Annotated in this window: 13 protein-coding genes; 7 read left to right on the top strand and 6 right to left on the bottom strand. The window is 50.1% G+C overall.

Annotation, left to right across the window (positions count from 1 at the left end; all coding sequences use genetic code 11):
* Nucleotides 1-519: 519 nt before the first annotated feature.
* Complete coding sequence (locus PRUB_RS07585) at nt 520-1026, top strand: hypothetical protein (protein ID WP_010386172.1); 507 nt, start codon at nt 520-522, stop codon at nt 1024-1026.
* Nucleotides 1027-1286: 260 nt separating this feature from the next.
* Nucleotides 1287-1478, top strand: coding sequence for a hypothetical protein (locus tag PRUB_RS07590; protein ID WP_155946217.1), 192 nt, complete (start codon nt 1287-1289; stop codon nt 1476-1478).
* Between the two features lie 48 nt (nt 1479-1526).
* On the opposite strand, the gene hemN is transcribed toward PRUB_RS07590, so the two are convergent.
* The 3 genes from hemN to PRUB_RS07605 all read right to left on the bottom strand — a co-directional run bounded on the left by hemN (nt 1527) and on the right by PRUB_RS07605 (nt 7127).
* A complete protein-coding gene (gene hemN, locus PRUB_RS07595) occupies nt 1527-2897 on the bottom strand; it encodes an oxygen-independent coproporphyrinogen III oxidase (protein ID WP_010386176.1) in 1371 nt (456 codons plus the stop codon).
* Nucleotides 2898-3014: 117 nt separating this feature from the next.
* On the bottom strand, nt 3015-4964 hold the full coding sequence (locus PRUB_RS07600) for a methyl-accepting chemotaxis protein (RefSeq protein WP_010386177.1): 1950 nt from the start codon (nt 4962-4964) through the stop codon (nt 3015-3017).
* 132 nt (nt 4965-5096) lie between these two features.
* Complete coding sequence (locus PRUB_RS07605; RefSeq protein ID WP_010386178.1) at nt 5097-7127, bottom strand: methyl-accepting chemotaxis protein; 2031 nt, start codon at nt 7125-7127, stop codon at nt 5097-5099.
* 256 nt (nt 7128-7383) lie between these two features.
* Here PRUB_RS07605 and PRUB_RS07610 point away from each other — a divergent pair, with 256 nt between their 5' ends.
* Nucleotides 7384-8145, top strand: coding sequence for a Rossmann-fold NAD(P)-binding domain-containing protein (locus PRUB_RS07610; protein ID WP_010386179.1), 762 nt, complete (start codon nt 7384-7386; stop codon nt 8143-8145).
* Between the two features lie 6 nt (nt 8146-8151).
* On the opposite strand, the gene hutC is transcribed toward PRUB_RS07610, so the two are convergent.
* Nucleotides 8152-8862 (bottom strand): histidine utilization repressor, encoded by a 711-nt coding sequence (gene hutC / locus PRUB_RS07615; RefSeq protein WP_010386180.1) that lies wholly within the window; start codon nt 8860-8862, stop codon nt 8152-8154.
* 151 nt (nt 8863-9013) lie between these two features.
* Here hutC and hutI point away from each other — a divergent pair, with 151 nt between their 5' ends.
* On the top strand, nt 9014-10234 hold the full coding sequence (hutI, locus tag PRUB_RS07620; RefSeq protein WP_010386181.1) for an imidazolonepropionase: 1221 nt from the start codon (nt 9014-9016) through the stop codon (nt 10232-10234).
* A 24-nt stretch (nt 10235-10258) separates the two neighbouring features.
* Complete coding sequence (locus PRUB_RS07625) at nt 10259-12124, top strand: GGDEF domain-containing phosphodiesterase (RefSeq protein WP_010386182.1); 1866 nt, start codon at nt 10259-10261, stop codon at nt 12122-12124.
* On the opposite strand, the gene PRUB_RS07630 is transcribed toward PRUB_RS07625, so the two are convergent.
* Together PRUB_RS07630 and rraA are read right to left on the bottom strand one after the other, a co-directional pair.
* Complete coding sequence (locus PRUB_RS07630; RefSeq protein ID WP_010386183.1) at nt 12121-13182, bottom strand: formimidoylglutamase; 1062 nt, start codon at nt 13180-13182, stop codon at nt 12121-12123. The two genes, PRUB_RS07625 and PRUB_RS07630, sit on opposite strands and share 4 nt — an antisense overlap.
* A gap of 75 nt (nt 13183-13257) precedes the next feature.
* On the bottom strand, nt 13258-13764 hold the full coding sequence (gene rraA / locus PRUB_RS07635; protein WP_010386184.1) for a ribonuclease E activity regulator RraA: 507 nt from the start codon (nt 13762-13764) through the stop codon (nt 13258-13260).
* Between the two features lie 161 nt (nt 13765-13925).
* Here rraA and PRUB_RS07640 point away from each other — a divergent pair, with 161 nt between their 5' ends.
* Together PRUB_RS07640 and PRUB_RS07645 are read left to right on the top strand one after the other, a co-directional pair.
* Nucleotides 13926-14447 carry a phosphatase PAP2 family protein gene (locus tag PRUB_RS07640; protein ID WP_010386185.1) on the top strand — a complete coding sequence of 174 codons (522 nt, stop codon included), beginning with the start codon at nt 13926-13928 and terminating at the stop codon, nt 14445-14447.
* Nucleotides 14444-15496: an MJ1255/VC2487 family glycosyltransferase gene (locus tag PRUB_RS07645; RefSeq protein WP_010386186.1), complete on the top strand. Its 1053-nt coding sequence runs from the start codon at nt 14444-14446 to the stop codon at nt 15494-15496. The genes PRUB_RS07640 and PRUB_RS07645 overlap by 4 nt, the downstream gene beginning before the upstream one ends.
* Nucleotides 15497-15510 lie beyond the last annotated feature (14 nt).

The following is a 15510-nucleotide window of genomic DNA, read 5'->3' on the forward strand; positions in this document are numbered from 1 at the left end:
GAAAGCCCCGGCCTTTTGGCCGGGGCTTTTGCGTTTGGGGCGGTCAGAGCATGTAAGGGGTCGTTTGAATAAAATGACTATCCATGAATGTGCGTCACCACCCCCTAAGAAAACATCCTGGACTTTGGTAGACGTTCTGGTTCGTCCTAAGAAAGCTTAATTTTAGTTTTTAACTAAATTGAACTTTTGCATTTGGGGCGGTCAGGTTATTTTTGGGGTTGCCTGAATAGAATGACTATCCATGAATGTGCGTCACCAACCAAACCCTCCAAGCAGAAATAATAAGTTGAGGGATTATGCTATGTACTCAAAGTGAGTGGCCTTGATAGCTTACAGCGTTGGGTACCCGTAATTGGGTTATTTTCTGCCTTCGAGATAAGCTTCTATGCCAGTGATGGAAAAAGATGAGCCATAAAAATCTATATTGTCTTCGCTCAGGATGAGCCTGTAACTGCGACTCAAGTTCATCAGGGAAACGAAGTAAGCGACAGAATATCCGAGAACACAAATGAACAGGTAATGTCACAGAGCGGTGGGGTTAATCAATCCATTTTAAGCATGACTGAGTCTGAAAGCCATGAAGCGGCTGCAAAACAAGTACCACATGAGTTGCTTAAAGAGCCTGTAATTAAAAAGAAAAACGCTGAACCACGCTCTTTGGTCAGGCAAAATGAAAATACTCAGCCCAGAGCCGTGACAATTAATCCACATGCAAGCATTGAGCAGCTCCTTCAAAAAGAAGAGGCGTTATTTTTTAAGTCTCGTCAGTTTGACACACAAACCGGTGCGCCGGTGAGACGATTCAAGACTCCGCAACTACACAGTGAGCATATGTCAGGTAAAAAAACTGTTTTATACACAAGTGGTGACAAGCGGCTTGTTCGTGGAAAGACAAATGTTATTTGTTTGATGAAACCATCACAAATGGTAAAAGCGGATATGCTGTTTTCTTCTGATAAGCGTTGTCGTGGCGAGAAGCCCAATAATGAGATTGTATTGAAGCAATCGCTCGATAAATATAGATAGTAATCTTGTCTGCTTTGTTACAAGTGTAGCTATCAGCATTCTACACTGTATCTGCTGGCGCAATTTATTGCATTCAGTTGGCGCACTTATACGAGTGACTGTAGAAAAGTTAGCGCATTTGCATCACAATGAATCCCCATTTTCCATGTTGTAAATTTTGCGTTTTTGTTTCCAGGTGGTTTGTAAATTGTTGACCATTCGGGTTTGTTGGGTTACCTTTTCTGGTGAATTTTTGAACTGCAATAAATAAGGATAATCCGATGAAATTAAAACTCAATAAAAAACCAATTAAAGCATTGTCTAAGAACCCGGCTTTTTTGCCTGCAGAAATGACCCCTGAAGTTGCAGGGGGCACAGGTATAACCACGTTACTGGGTTGCAATAATGAATCTGAAGAGTGCGGGAGAACGCAGTCCTGTGTCCGCCATTGTTTTTCTCCTGACGGTCATTAACAACAAGTGAACACGCTATTTGGCGTAGTTTACAGAGTAATATAATTCTTAAATCACCCGTGAAAAGCGGGTGTTTTTGATCTGTTGTTGCAGATAGGCATCAAAGCACATGCAGATGATGCGGATAAACAGATTACCCTTAGCCGTGACTTCAATACGTTGCTCGGTGAGGTCCACCAGGCCATCTTCAGCCAGGGGCTTGAGTGCCGTTAGCGCATCGGCAAAGTAGTCGTCAAAGTCGAGATCATGCTCAGCGGCAAAGGTCGCTTTGTCGAGCTCGAAGTGGCAAATAAGTTGCTTGATCGCGGCGGCACGAATTTCATCGTCGCGGGTGAGCTTGACGCCTTTATGAATGGCGCTATGGCGCTCAGTGACGGCCTGGTAGTAGGGCCTCAGATCTTTTTCATTCTGTAGAATGGCATTGCCGATCTGTGAGATAGACGATACGCCGAGACCGAGCAAGTCGCAGTTACCATGGGTGGTATAGCCCTGGAAGTTTCGGTGCAGGTGATTATGTCGTTGTGCCACAGCCAGCTCGTCATCGGTTTTGGCAAAATGGTCCATACCGATAAACTGGTAACCGGCATCGCTCATCTGTGTCAGTGTTTGCTTAAAGATCGCGAGCTTTTCTTTGGCGTTGGGCATATCGGCCTCTTTCAGCTTGCGCTGGGCGGCGAATCTGTCCGGCAGATGGGCATAGTTAAACACCGAAACCCGATCAGGGCCCAACTCAATGAGCTGCGCTATGGTATCGCGATAGGACTCAACGCTCTGATGAGGCAGGCCGTAAATCATGTCCATATTAATGGATTTAAAGCCCAGCTCGCGGGCTTGCTTTAAGAGCGACAGCACTTCTGCAATCTGTTGCGGGCGATTTACTGCGGCCTGTACCTGATCATTAAAATCCTGCACCCCGAATGACACCCGATTAAAGCCGAGCGTTTTCAGTGCTGGCAGCATGTCTTCGGCCAGTGATCTGGGGTCGATTTCAATGCCGCGCTGGGCAGCTGGTGTGAAGGTGAAGTGCTGCTCCAGCATGGTGACCAGGCGTGACATTTGCGCTGTGGTCAGAAAGGTGGGGGTGCCGCCTCCCAGGTGCAATTGCTCAACCTGATAAGCTTTAAAGAGCGGTGCCTGAGCGGCGATTTCCAGCTCCAGATGGTCGAGGTATACATCGGCCTTGGACTGATGTCGGGTAATAATCTTATTACAGCCACAGTAATAGCAAAGCTGGTGACAGAATGGGATATGAATATACAACGACAGTGCACGGGTGTCTGAGTGTGCGATGGCATCAACCAGATCGGCCTGAGTATAACCTGATTCAAGTGACAGGGCTGTTGGATAAGAGGTATATCTGGGGCCTGAGATATTGTATTTGTTGATGAGGGAGTCATCCCACTGAGGTAATTTAATCACGATCGCACTCTCTTTGCTATTGAGAAGGCTAGTGTAAGCAAAGTTGTGCGTTGGGGCGTTGATCTAAAGCAAAAGGAAGGGCAGGTAATGACGCTCACTGCCCCATCTTGTCGGGCCCTACAGCCTAAATTGGTCCACCAGGGTGTTCAGTTCACGGGCTATGTGGCTCAGTGCCTTGGCGTCCTGAGACACTTGCTGTGCCCCTTGCGCTGTTTCTGCGGCACTCTCACTGACATGGGTGACACTTTCAGATATTTGCATTGAGACCGTATTCTGCTCCTCTGATGCGCTGGCAATTTGTAAATTCATTTCGCGGATGGTGCTGATTGAGCCGCAAATTGCTTGTAACGTTGCGCCGGCATGTTCGGTTTGCTCCGCGGAGTTTTCCGCATGGTCAACATTGCGCTGCATATGCTCTACTGAGCGTTTTGCCTCGTTTTGTAAGCGCGAGATCATCGCCTGGATCTCTTCGGTACTTTGCTGCGTACGGCTGGCCAGGCTGCGTACTTCATCAGCCACCACGGCAAAGCCCCGACCTTGCTCGCCAGCCCGCGCGGCTTCGATCGCCGCATTGAGTGCCAGCAGATTGGTTTGGTCTGCAATACTGCGGATCACATCCAAAATGGAGCCGACCGACTCCGTTTCGTTTTCTAACTGGGTAATGGCCTCGCTGACTTGTTGAATACTGCCCACCAGTTCACTCATGGCTTCACGAGACGTTTGTACCACTTGGATCCCGGTCTGGGATTGCTGATCAGCTTCGGTAGCCGCGTCAGCAGCCAGTTGCGCGCTCTGCGTGATCTCATGTACGGTCGCACTCATTTGTTGCATCGCTGTGGCACTTTGGGTCAGCTGATCTTGCTGTTGATCGGTCTCACCTTTGGTTTTCTCAGTGATTGAAATCATGGCACCGGTCGTATCATTCAATGTGGTGGTAGCAGATTTGATTTTACTCACTATGTCTCGCAATGTGGTTGTCATTTCGGACATCGCCCGATATATGCCTGTGGTGTTCGTGGTCGCAAATTGATAACTGAGATCGCCTTTGGCGATAGCTTTGGCCAGTGCTTCGATTTCTCTTGGCTCACCGCCAATGGGCTCGCGTAGTAAATTGCTGACATACCAGCTCAGGAACGCGCCCGCGAATACCACCAACACCGATACTGTGGTAACCAGCATCACCGCCTGCTCACTGGTGCTTTGCGCTTGAGGGCCAAGCTCGTCCTGGCGGTTTTTAATATCTAGCTTAATCTCTTCCAGTGTATTAGCCACCTGAGGGCCTATGACATTGAGTTTTTGTGAGATTAATTGGTTACGTTGCAATATGGTCTGGTTCACGGCTTTGACGGCAGTAATGTAATCGAGTTTGTGCTGTAAGAACTCAACGAGCATGCCCTGAACCGGTTGCCATACAAATGCCCCGGCCTGTTCGTCTAGCAGAGCTGCCAGTTGGCTAAACTCCTCAATGGCGCGTTGGTAATCCTTGTCTGTGTTTGTCACCAGGAATTTGACCACGTATAAACGGCCGAGTAACAGCGTTTCCTGCAACCGGGCTGCTGCGAACAAGGCTTCATTATTGCTTTGTTGATGTGCATTGTTGATCACATCACTGAGTATGGTGCGCATTTGTACGCCTTTGACATCCAGCTGGTTGGTTACTATGTCATTGCGCTGAGCGTATAACTGCACAATCTGCTCGAATGCCCGCCGATATTCTTCAATGTCGCTTGCACTGTTAGTGAGTTGGCTCTGGTAACTGGTATCCGAGATACTTGCCTGGGCCTGATCCATGAGTTCCTTGAGCAAATCAAAACGCTCGTTAAATTCATTAATGTTGGTTGTGCTCTGCTCTTTCAGGTATTTGAGTGCGTTGAGGCGCACCATCAGTAAATTCGCCTGCAGACGGCCGCTTAAATTGGCATTGCGTGCCAATGTACGATATTCGACGAAGTTGTTATAACCGGTATTCAGTCCAAGGTAGGCAGAGATAGAAATCACCGTCATCAGAGCGATGAGGGCGCCAAATGAGTACGCAAGCATCTGCGCTAGTTTGAGGTTTTTAAACATAATTAAGCACTGATCCGCAAAGAGTCACCTTATAAGTGATCGTCTGCAACTGTGCATTAGTCAAGTTTTGGCAAGACAGAAATAGTGGGGAATGTGTATGCAGGCGGCCCGGGAGCCCGGGCCACTCAGACGCTACAGTTTAAATTGATTTACGGTGTTATTAAGTGCTTTTGCCAGACTATTCAGGTCACGGGCTTCATCGGCCAGCAAGTGTGCGTGGTTCGCTGTGCTATTGACCAGGTCATTAATGGCATTGAGGCTATTATTGATATCCTCAGCAACGACTGTTTGCTCTTCCGTTGAGGTCGCAATCTGGTGACTTTGATCTTGTACCGTACTGACCGACTCCGTGATATTACGCAGTGCATCCAGCACTTCCTGCGTTTGTCCTACAGACCCTTCTGCACGCTCCTGGCCCTGCTGCATCATCACAGAAGCTTGCTGAGCGATCTGTTGCAGGCGAGAGATCATATTACGGATATCATCTGTCGACTCCTGGGTACGACTGGCCAGGCTGCGTACTTCATCGGCTACCACGGCAAAGCCACGGCCTTGCTCACCCGCGCGGGCAGCTTCAATGGCGGCGTTGAGTGCCAGCAGGTTGGTTTGCTCTGCGATGCCATTGATCACGTCAATCACGGCCCCAATGTTGCTGGTTTCCTGTTCCAGACCGGCAACCACTTTGGCCGCCTCTCCAATGTGACCAGCTAGCTGAGTCATGACTTCTTGTGCCTGACCCGAGCGCGCAGCACCGTCATTGGTCATACTCTGAACCAGATCAGCAGCCCGGTTTGTTTCATGGGCATTACGGGAAATCTCGGTGACTGTGGCTGCCATCTCCGTGACAGCGGCGCTCACACTGTCAACTTGCTCTTTCTCTTGTTGGATCTCGTTGTTGGTGTTGGTCGACACATCCTGTAATTGGGACGCAGCACCACTAAGTTGCTGTGCTTGTGCAGCGGTGTCGAGCATCATACTACGTAGCTTGTCGATAAAGGTGTTCATGTGGTGAGCCAGCTGGCCGACTTCGTCCTGGCTGTTGATATCGATGCGACGCGTCAGATCCCCTTCACCTGAGGCAATATCCCGCATGGTATTGGTCAGCATGGTGATCGGCGCAGCAATCATTTGTGTGGCCCATAAAATCATGACAACAATAATGGCCAGAATAATGATCACAGCGGTCACTGTGCTCATAACGGCATCATTGACCGGTTCTTCAATCAGGCTGACGGGGATCAGCAATCCCAGGTGCCAATCCAGGATCGGTTTGTCGAGTTTGACGTTGTTGAATACCACATAGTAATCAACGCCTTTGAGGGTAACCATTGCAGCACCAGCACCTTCTGAACGCATTGCGCGATTGAGCTCAGTAAATCCTTCGGTATCTGCAAATTGTCTTTCCAGCGCTTCCAGGCCTTCTTTGCCATTCGCGCCCTCATCAGTAATAGAGAGTTTGTGTCCGGTTCGTTTGGACAGATGGACCACTTTATAATCGTGGTCGAGTAAGAAGCCGTAACCCTGACCATCAAACTGGATCTGCTCAACCAGTTCACTGATCTTGTTAATTTGCAGGTCAACACCCCCTACCGCAACCAGTTCGCGTTGGGCATTGTAGACAGGTTGCTGAACGACGGCAGAGACGGCACCCGTATTGATATCAACAGACACTGCACCGACATACAGACCACCATGACTCAGCGCATCCTGCCACCAGGGGCGCTTGTACGAGTAGTAAGGGCGGCCATCAGAGTAGTTTGAGGTACGCTCATTTTCTTTGAAGTATTCACCTGTGCGTGCTGATGCCATGAAGGCGGAAAGGATATTCTCATCGCTGGCTGAGATGCGGATAAAGTCCTGATTGACTTCCTGATAGCCAAGGTCGGCACTCAGCGGCTTTTCTCGCTGGGTGTAGTCGTCAAACCAATTAACATTATGCGGATTGGTAACAAAGGTCTCCACAATGGCACCGTAACGTGTAAAGAAAGATTCCATGGAGAGCTTCTCGGCATATAAATGACTTTCTGCTTCTCTTTCTATGCCCTCTCGGGAAAGCTGGGCAATGTGGTTAACGAAATACCCTGACGCAGCAACCAACAAAATAGAAATGGTACCGCCAATCAAAAAGAGGATTTTTTTTCTAAGGGATAAATTTTCAAGCATGCGTTTTTCTTTTTCTTGGGATCAGGCAAGCTTCAATCAAACCATATCTCATGCAAGAAGGCTACAAATTACGGTGGTTGATTGATAACACTTGACGAATAATCTTTACATCCCTAATCGGCAATAGGGACAGATACTTTAACTTTTAGCAATAAATCAGCCGTTTTTATTACTTCCTATGTCATCGCAGATTTTTGCCAGTACACAGTGCGCTGTTGCATGATGTACTGAGCTGATCAAACTACAGGATAATGATATGCACAATAAACTCGTTGTTGCCGGCGCGGGCTGGTTGGGAATGCCAGCGGCCGAAGCTGCGGCAGAGCAGGGATGGCAGGTACAGGCAACCCGGCGGCAGCCGCACAGCAGTGCCCTGTCTCGACAATTGGTTCATGATGGTACAAGACTGGTGCATGACGTATCGTTACAGCATGCTTTCTGGCTTTGTGCGATGCCACCGGGTGCGCGTCGTGAAGACAGCAACTATCTGGTGACATTAGAAGCGACGCTGGCGTTGGCGACTGAGCTGCAAATGCAGGGCTTTTTACTGTGCTCGAGTACCGGGGTGTATGCCGACGCTGATGGGGTTTATAGCGAGCAGGGAGCACTGGCTGCAACCGACTCACAGCGTCAACGCATTTTGCAGCAGGCAGAGCAGTTGGTGCTGTCCCATGGCGGCAAGGTGCTCAGACTGGCAGGCTTGGTCGGGCCAGGACGGGAACCAGGACAATTTATCGCTGGCAAGACCTTACGTAGCAGCAGTCAGGAGCTGGTTAATATGGTCCATCAGGCAGATGTGGTGTCGGCCATTATGTCAGTACTGACTCACTGGCCGCAGGCGAGAGCAATTTACAACGTATGCGCTCCGTCTCATCCGTTTAAGCAGGATTACTATCAGGCGCATTGCGCGCAGGCGGGCACCCAACCCCCAAGCTTTGCCAGTGATAACAGCAAAGCGCGGATCATTGACGGCGCGGCCATCAGTGAGTTGGGGTTTAGTTATCAGCACGCCATCTGAGCAGGTTCACTTCTTAAAGGTCAGGTGGCCGCCCAGACGATACTTACTGCCCGGTGAGATTAACCGGGCAAAGCTGACAATGCCGCCTTCAGACCAGGTTCTGCGGATCAGTTGTAAGCAGGGCTCTTCATGAAACATATTTAGCCACTGGCAAATATCCGGGCCGGGCATAATGGCCTCAACGGTATGGCGTGCCTCTGTCAGGGGGGCTATCTGGACCAGGTACTCATGAGGGGTGATTTGCGTGAAGTCCTGTTGCAGGTAGTCAGGTGCCAACAGAGGGTTAACGAAGCGCTCCTCGACTTGCAGAGGTTGTTCATTGTCATGATGCACCAGCACACTGCGGTACACCTGTGTGTCGATCTCAACACCCAGTGCAATGGCGATTGGGGCGATGGCCGCCATAGATTCAAGAGACAGGACCACACAAGTGTAGTCACCACCACGTTCTTTGACCTCATCGGCGATATTGCGGATTTCCAGCAAAGAAGACTGGGATTTGAATCTGGCGACAAAGGTACCCAGGCCCTGGCTGCGGGTCAGGATCCCGGCGTCGGTCAGTTCACTGAGTGCACGTCTGGCGGTCATGCGGCTTACCCTGAATTGCGCGGATAAGGCGTTTTCAGACGGAACTTGTTGATCTTCCTGCCAGATACCACTGCGGATCTGCGTGATGATATGTTGTTTTATTTGTGCAAATTTGGGTTGCGTTGTCACAATCTCATGCCATGGTTAGTAAAGTAAACCCAACTGTCGCGTCAGGCTGAGCGGACATAGCTCACTGATAAACATGGCACACCTCTATTGTATATACAAGTAATCTTGCTACACTCAAAGCAGCAAGTTAGAGATGAGGAATTGACTGGTGATGGAAGTAGATTTAGTGGTTCTGGACGTCAATCTGGCGACCATGGACCCGGATATTGAGCGCCCTTATGGGGCCATTGAGCATGGCGCGATGATGGTCAAAGATGGGGTAATCTGTTGGCTTGGCGCACAAGCTGAACTGCCGGAGTTTGATCCGGTGACCACGCCGACTATCTCAGCAAAAGGGGCTTGGATGACGCCGGGCCTGATTGATTGTCATACCCACATTTTGTTCGCCGGTTCACGCGCTCAGGAATTTGAGCAACGTCTTAATGGCGTGTCTTATCAGCAGATCGCACAGCAAGGCGGCGGCATTGCGACGACGATGAAGGCAACCCGTGCAGCGGATCATGAACACTTGTTTGTGGCCGGTAAAACGCGACTGAATGCCTTGCTGAGTGAGGGTGTCACCACAGTGGAAAGCAAATCGGGTTATGGCCTGGATTGTGCAAGCGAAATTAAGCTGCTGGAAGTCAACCGCATGCTGGATGAACATCACCCTATTAGTGTACAAAGTACGTTCCTGGGCGCCCATGCACTGCCGCCGGAATATCGTGATGACGCCGATGGCTACATCGATTTGGTGTGTGAGCAAATGTTACCTCAGGTAGCTGAACACTCTCTGGCTGATGCGGTCGACGCATTTTGTGAAAATGTCGGTTTCAGCAATGCGCAAACGCGCCGGGTGTTTGCCAAAGCCACTGAGCTGGGTTTAAAAGTGAAATGTCATGCTGAGCAACTGTCTAATCAGCACGGCAGTGAGCTGGTGGCTGAGTTTAATGGGTTGTCCGCCGACCACATTGAATATCTGGATGAAGCCGGTGTCAAAGCGATGGCCAAAGCGGGCACTGTCGGTGTAGTGCTGCCGGGCGCATTTTATTTTCTTCGTGAAACCCAATTACCCCCGATTGAGCTCCTGCGTCAGCATAATGTGCCGATTGCACTGGCCAGTGACTTTAACCCGGGAACCGCGCCACTGTGCTCATTACGTCTGATGTTGAATATGGCATGCACCTTGTTCCGTATGACACCGGAAGAAGCGTTGCTGGGCGTTACTCGCCATGGTGCCAAAGCATTGGGTCTGTCGGATCGGGGGGTGCTGAAAGTTGGCATGCGCGCCGATATGGTGCTGTGGCAGGTCGGTCATCCGGCTGAACTTAGTTATCAGTTTGGCGTAAATGACCTGTTAAATACCTGGATTTCGGGTAAACTTGTGCAATAGTAAGAATTTCACAATGGTCCGCCGATGACGAAAAAAGCGCTGCTAAAACATTGTAACAAAAGTATTATCTTACTTCTGGCTGTGTTTCCCTCTGCTCTAATGGCTGCTGTTGGGAGTGTGTCGGCGGCCTCCTTCTGGCAGGCTACAGGTCACCAATCCCCAATGCTGATGGCCTTTGTAGCAGGCGCACTGCTCAGTGCCAGCATCGGTGCGATTATGGCGAGTCAGCAGCCTTTGCATCGCATTGTGTATGCAACCACGACAGCGGTGGCGCTGGCTTTCCTTGCTGACACCGCACATCTTTTTTCCTATTTACTGGCCCCTCTGCTGGTATTACATATCTGGCTTGCGATCCGCTCTGAGCAACTCAGGTATCTAATCATCACTGGTGTGAGTGCCTGTGCCGCTGCTTTCGCACTGGCCGGCATATTGTTCTGGCAGCTGTCGCCCGGTTTACTGGTGCTGGCGCTGCTCCCGATGTTTTTAGCCGAGTTAACATTATCCAGAGCTTCTCTGGTACCGCCGCCCCCGGCGGGCAGTGAGGAAAGCAAAACGGCGGACATCCTCGAGTTGCCGGACAGAGCAGGGTTTCGCAGTGCGTTTTATGAGTTTCGTCAGCGTGACCCTAGTGAAGCCATGCTCGTCATGATCCGCCTGGAAGGCTTCCAGCAGGTGAATTTTCATCTCGGCCGGGAGTTTGGCGATCTCTTGTTAGCCCAGTCTGCCAATCGAGTTAAACAGCATTTGCAGCATCCGGATGTGATGCCAATCCCGCTTGGCAATGAAGTATCCCGGCTGGCCCACCTTGGCGGTTTGCATTTTGTGTTTGTGTGTAGCCTGGTTAATCAACATCACCTGCATGAACAGATGATCGGTGAAATCATTGAAAGCACTCTGAAACCCTTTAATGTGGGTAACTGCACCATTGAAGTGAAAGCGCGTGCCAGTTATGTGAACTGTGATGAAGAGCAGGGGCTGTTCGAGAACTTATTAACCTGTGCGTTTTTGGCGCTGGATAGCCAGCCTGACAGCCCGATAGCCCCTTATCAGCAGCAGATGCAGATCAACCGGCTGGAGCAACAGGCGCGTCTGGCCGAGTTGGCACACATAGATTTTCGTCAGGAACTGGAGTTGTATTTTCAACCTGTTGTACGTAACGAAGATGGTGATATTGAGTTCCTTGAGTTGCTGTTGCGCTGGCAACACCCCAAACAGGGGATCCTGGCGGCGGGTAAATTTATCGAAGACATTCGCATTGCAGGCCTGGCATTGCCCGTCGCTCAATATGTGATTGAGCGCGCTGCAGAGATCGCACTGGCATTGCGTATGGAAGGCATAGCTATGCCACTGAGCCTGAACCTGTTTGGACCAGAAATGTTGCACGAGGAATTTATCGAGTTTATCGACCACGTGTTACTGGAGCATCAGCTGAAGCCGGGTGATTTGATCATAGAGTGCCCTGCCAGTTTGTTTACCAGCCTCGAGCCTCAGGGCATTGCCATGGTATCGCGGTTGCGATCAATGGGACTGCGCTTGTGTATCGACAGCTTCGGTGAAACCCCGGTCACTTTGTCTAAATTGCCTCAGCTGACTGTAGATTATGTCAAGCTGGGCCGTTCACTGACCTCAGATCATGGCCATCAGGGCACCTTCAAGAGTGTGGTTCGTGGGATTGTGGAAATGCAGCAGATCCAGGAGTGTAAAGTGATTTGTGAAGGGGTGGAGTCCCCGGAGCAGCTTCAGTTCGTGAAAAGCCTTAATACATTTGCGGCGCAGGGGTATTATTTTGCCAGACCCCTGAGCAGTGTGGGCATGATCAGCTGGCTGAAACAATGGCGCTGGGAGCATCCGGAAGACACCCCAGAAACCTTTCAGCCAGACTCACATTAAGCGCCGGGTTTAGGCGCAGCCTGCAAGTAACTACAGACCAGGGAAGCCAGAACCTGACCGGCATCACTGATCCCTTGTTGCACACCTTGTGGGTGATGCTCGGGTGCCGCTTCGCACAAATGCAGATAACGCGCGCGTTCCTGACTCGCCGCTAAATGGACGAAGTGCTCGGCATCATTCACGGTAAAACCACAGTTGGTATACGCGCTCACTGGCATCTGAGATATCGCATCGACATCGACTTCAACACCCAGAGGCGCTTGTCCGGCAAAGCGATTCAGCCCGATCTGGCAGGCTTCAGTCAGTGTCAGTGTGCGGCGTACCAGGATATCCTGATAACTGGCGTAACTGAATCCCGCATTATCCAGTGCTGAGATAATGGTGTGGTTGTTTTTCTGTTCATGCATGCCAACCACGTGATAATCAGACAGATAGCTTTGATTGTGAGCATAACTGAAACCGTTACCAGAGTGGCGGCCTTCCAGCGCACGAAAATCGGCATGCGGGTCGAAGTTAATGGCATGACAAGCCTGCTGAGTACTCTGGGACAATGCCTGTAGCAGACCAAAGCAGTTATTGTGGCCACCACCAATTACGATGGGGGCCAGGCCTGCATCAAAGATGGCCTTCATGACAGTACTGACGCGTTCATCAAGTTGGCCGTTGAGCTCACGCAACTGAGCCAGTTGCTGCGGGTCCCGGTTATCCAGATCGGCGCCTTGCTGTTGCAAATCATCACATCGGACTTCACCTAACAGCAAGACATCGTCCGGGGTTAAAAAGCGATTACAAGGCAGGTTTAAGAAGCGTTGTAAAAATGCTTGCCAGCCCAGATGGGCACCGCCCCGGCCACAATTAGCCCGAGGTCCCAGATCCTCGTTAATGGCAACCAACACATACTTAATACCAAACTGCGCGGCATCGCGCAGCGCTTGGGTTAAATCATCTTTGGGTTGCAGGAAAGCCAGGGTTTGCCAGAAACGTTGTTCATTTTCACGGCTGTGACAATAGGCGGTAATGTCCGCTTCGGTGTATATATGAAGCCAGTGGTTACTCATAATTCAGGTCGATCTATGGGGTTGTGCCGGGCAAAGACGGGCTTTGCCCGGGGAGATTAGAATGCACTAGCGGTATTATTCGCTCTGTTCGTCGTCAACTTCTAGCTGTAGTTCTTCAGCAGAAATAATGATGCCAGTGGCATCCGCATACAGGTAGTCATCATCATAGAAAGATACGCCGGCAAAATTGACCGGGATACCTTGTTCACCGCCGCCATGGCTGTCGGCAGCGACGGGTATTGAGGCGATTGCCTGGATACCGAGATCACACTCTTCCAGTTCCTCAACATGGCGAACTGCACCATAGACCACAATACCCTGCCAGTTATTTTCCATTGCCAGCTCTGCAAGCTCAATATCGATGAGTGCCCGACGTGTGGAACCTCCGCCATCGACCAATAAGATTTGGCCAGTACCATCTTGCTGTAAAACCTGGTTGATCAGTTCATTATTCTCAAAGCACTTGAGTGTTTTGATACGGCCACTGAAGGCGCTTTGACCGCCAAAGTTGATAAACATCGGCTCTAATACATCAACCGCATCGGCAAAATGGTCACATAAGTCGGAAGTGCTGTAATCCATACGGGCGTCCTCGAAAATAACTGAATTCACAATCCAGTATACTCCCATTATGTAGGGGCGCAATGCTTTGAATCAACATACATAATTGTGTCACAAAAATGTCGTGGCAGTGTTATTTAGCTCTTCTATGCTGAATTTGTGAACAAATGTAAGCATGAGCTATGAAAGCACAGATCATCAAACTCGATACGGCGCTCTATTTCGCCCTTTATAAACCCGAGTGTAAGCCCTGGTTCAAAATGGTGATGTTGGCACTGTCAAAAAGCGGAAACGGCGGGCTCTATGTGATACTGGGTATCCTGAGTGCACTGTTTATGGGCTCGGTCGGGCAGCAGTTTGCCTTGTGTGCCGTGGTGGCATTTGCCATTGAGCGGCCGCTTTATCTCTATCTGAAAAACCGCATTGCGCGGGTCCGCCCCTGTGATTGCCTGGCTGTAAAAGCCATGCTTACGCCAAGTGATAAATTTAGTATGCCTTCTGGCCACAGTGCTGGTGCCTGGCTTTATGCCACGTGTCTGATGGAACATTTTCCGGCATTGGCGCTGCCGCTGATGATGTGGGCATCGGGCGTCTCTTTATCGAGAATTGTGGTCGGAGTGCATTATCCGATTGATGTCATTCTGGGTGCGGTGATAGGTAGCGGGTGTGCTGTGTTGGCGATAGGAGTTGTAGGGGAATTATGAAGATTTTATATGGCGTACAAGGGACTGGTAATGGTCATATTACCCGCGCCCGGGTGATGGCAGAGTGTTTTACGCGTTTGGGCGTTGATGTCGATTATGTGTTTTCTGGCCGCCCGGATGAGCGTTATTTTGATATGTCGGTGTTTGGAGACTACCAAACTCGTCGTGGGATCAGCTTTGCGACCCGTCATGGTCGACTACATTACCAGGGGACGCTTCAGCAATTACGTGTCGGACGCTTTGTGAAGGATGTACAACGCTTTGATATGCGAGGCTACGACATGGTCTTTAACGACTTTGAACCCGTGACGGCCTGGGCTGCACGCCGTGCCAAGGTACCTGTGGTTGCAATGAGTCATCAAAGTGCTTTCTTATCACCCAAAGTGCCCATCTTTGGCGGCAACTTTATGTTGCGTTCGCTCATTCGCTGGTTCGCGCCGGCAGACATTCACCTGGGTGTGCACTGGCAACCTTTCGCGGAAAACATCGTGCCGCCTTTTATTCCCTATCAGGTGGGGGATTTTGGCAATCAGTCTATTGCCAATAAAGTGCTGGTGTATCTGCCCTTTGAAGATTTGTCGCATATTGTCGAGTTACTCAAAGACTTTCCTGACCGGGAGTTTTACTGTTATCACCCGGATGCGCACGATACGTCACTGAATCATATTCATCTGCGTGCGCCGTCGCGAGAAGGATTTATTGCCGATTTAGCCAATGCATCCGGGGTGGTCGCCAATGCCGGATTTGAATTGTCCAGTGAAGCGCTTAAGTTTGGTAAAAAGCTGCTGTTAAAACCATTACAGGGTCAGTTTGAGCAACAAAGCAATGCCATGACCTTACAATCGCTGGGATTAGCCCAGGTAATGAATTACCTAAATTCAGAGGCGCTGGATGAATGGTTAGAATCACCGGGTGGACAGCAAATTAATTTCCCCAGTGATGCGACGCCGTTGGCGCTGTGGCTGACAAAGGGACAATGGCATAATGTCAATGAGTTACATGATACGCTCTGGCAAGCGGTGCTCAATAAAGCACCAAAGGCCGCTTAATTAATGTGCATTTA

This window comes from Pseudoalteromonas rubra, assembly GCF_000238295.3.
GTDB lineage: Bacteria > Pseudomonadota > Gammaproteobacteria > Enterobacterales > Alteromonadaceae > Pseudoalteromonas > Pseudoalteromonas rubra.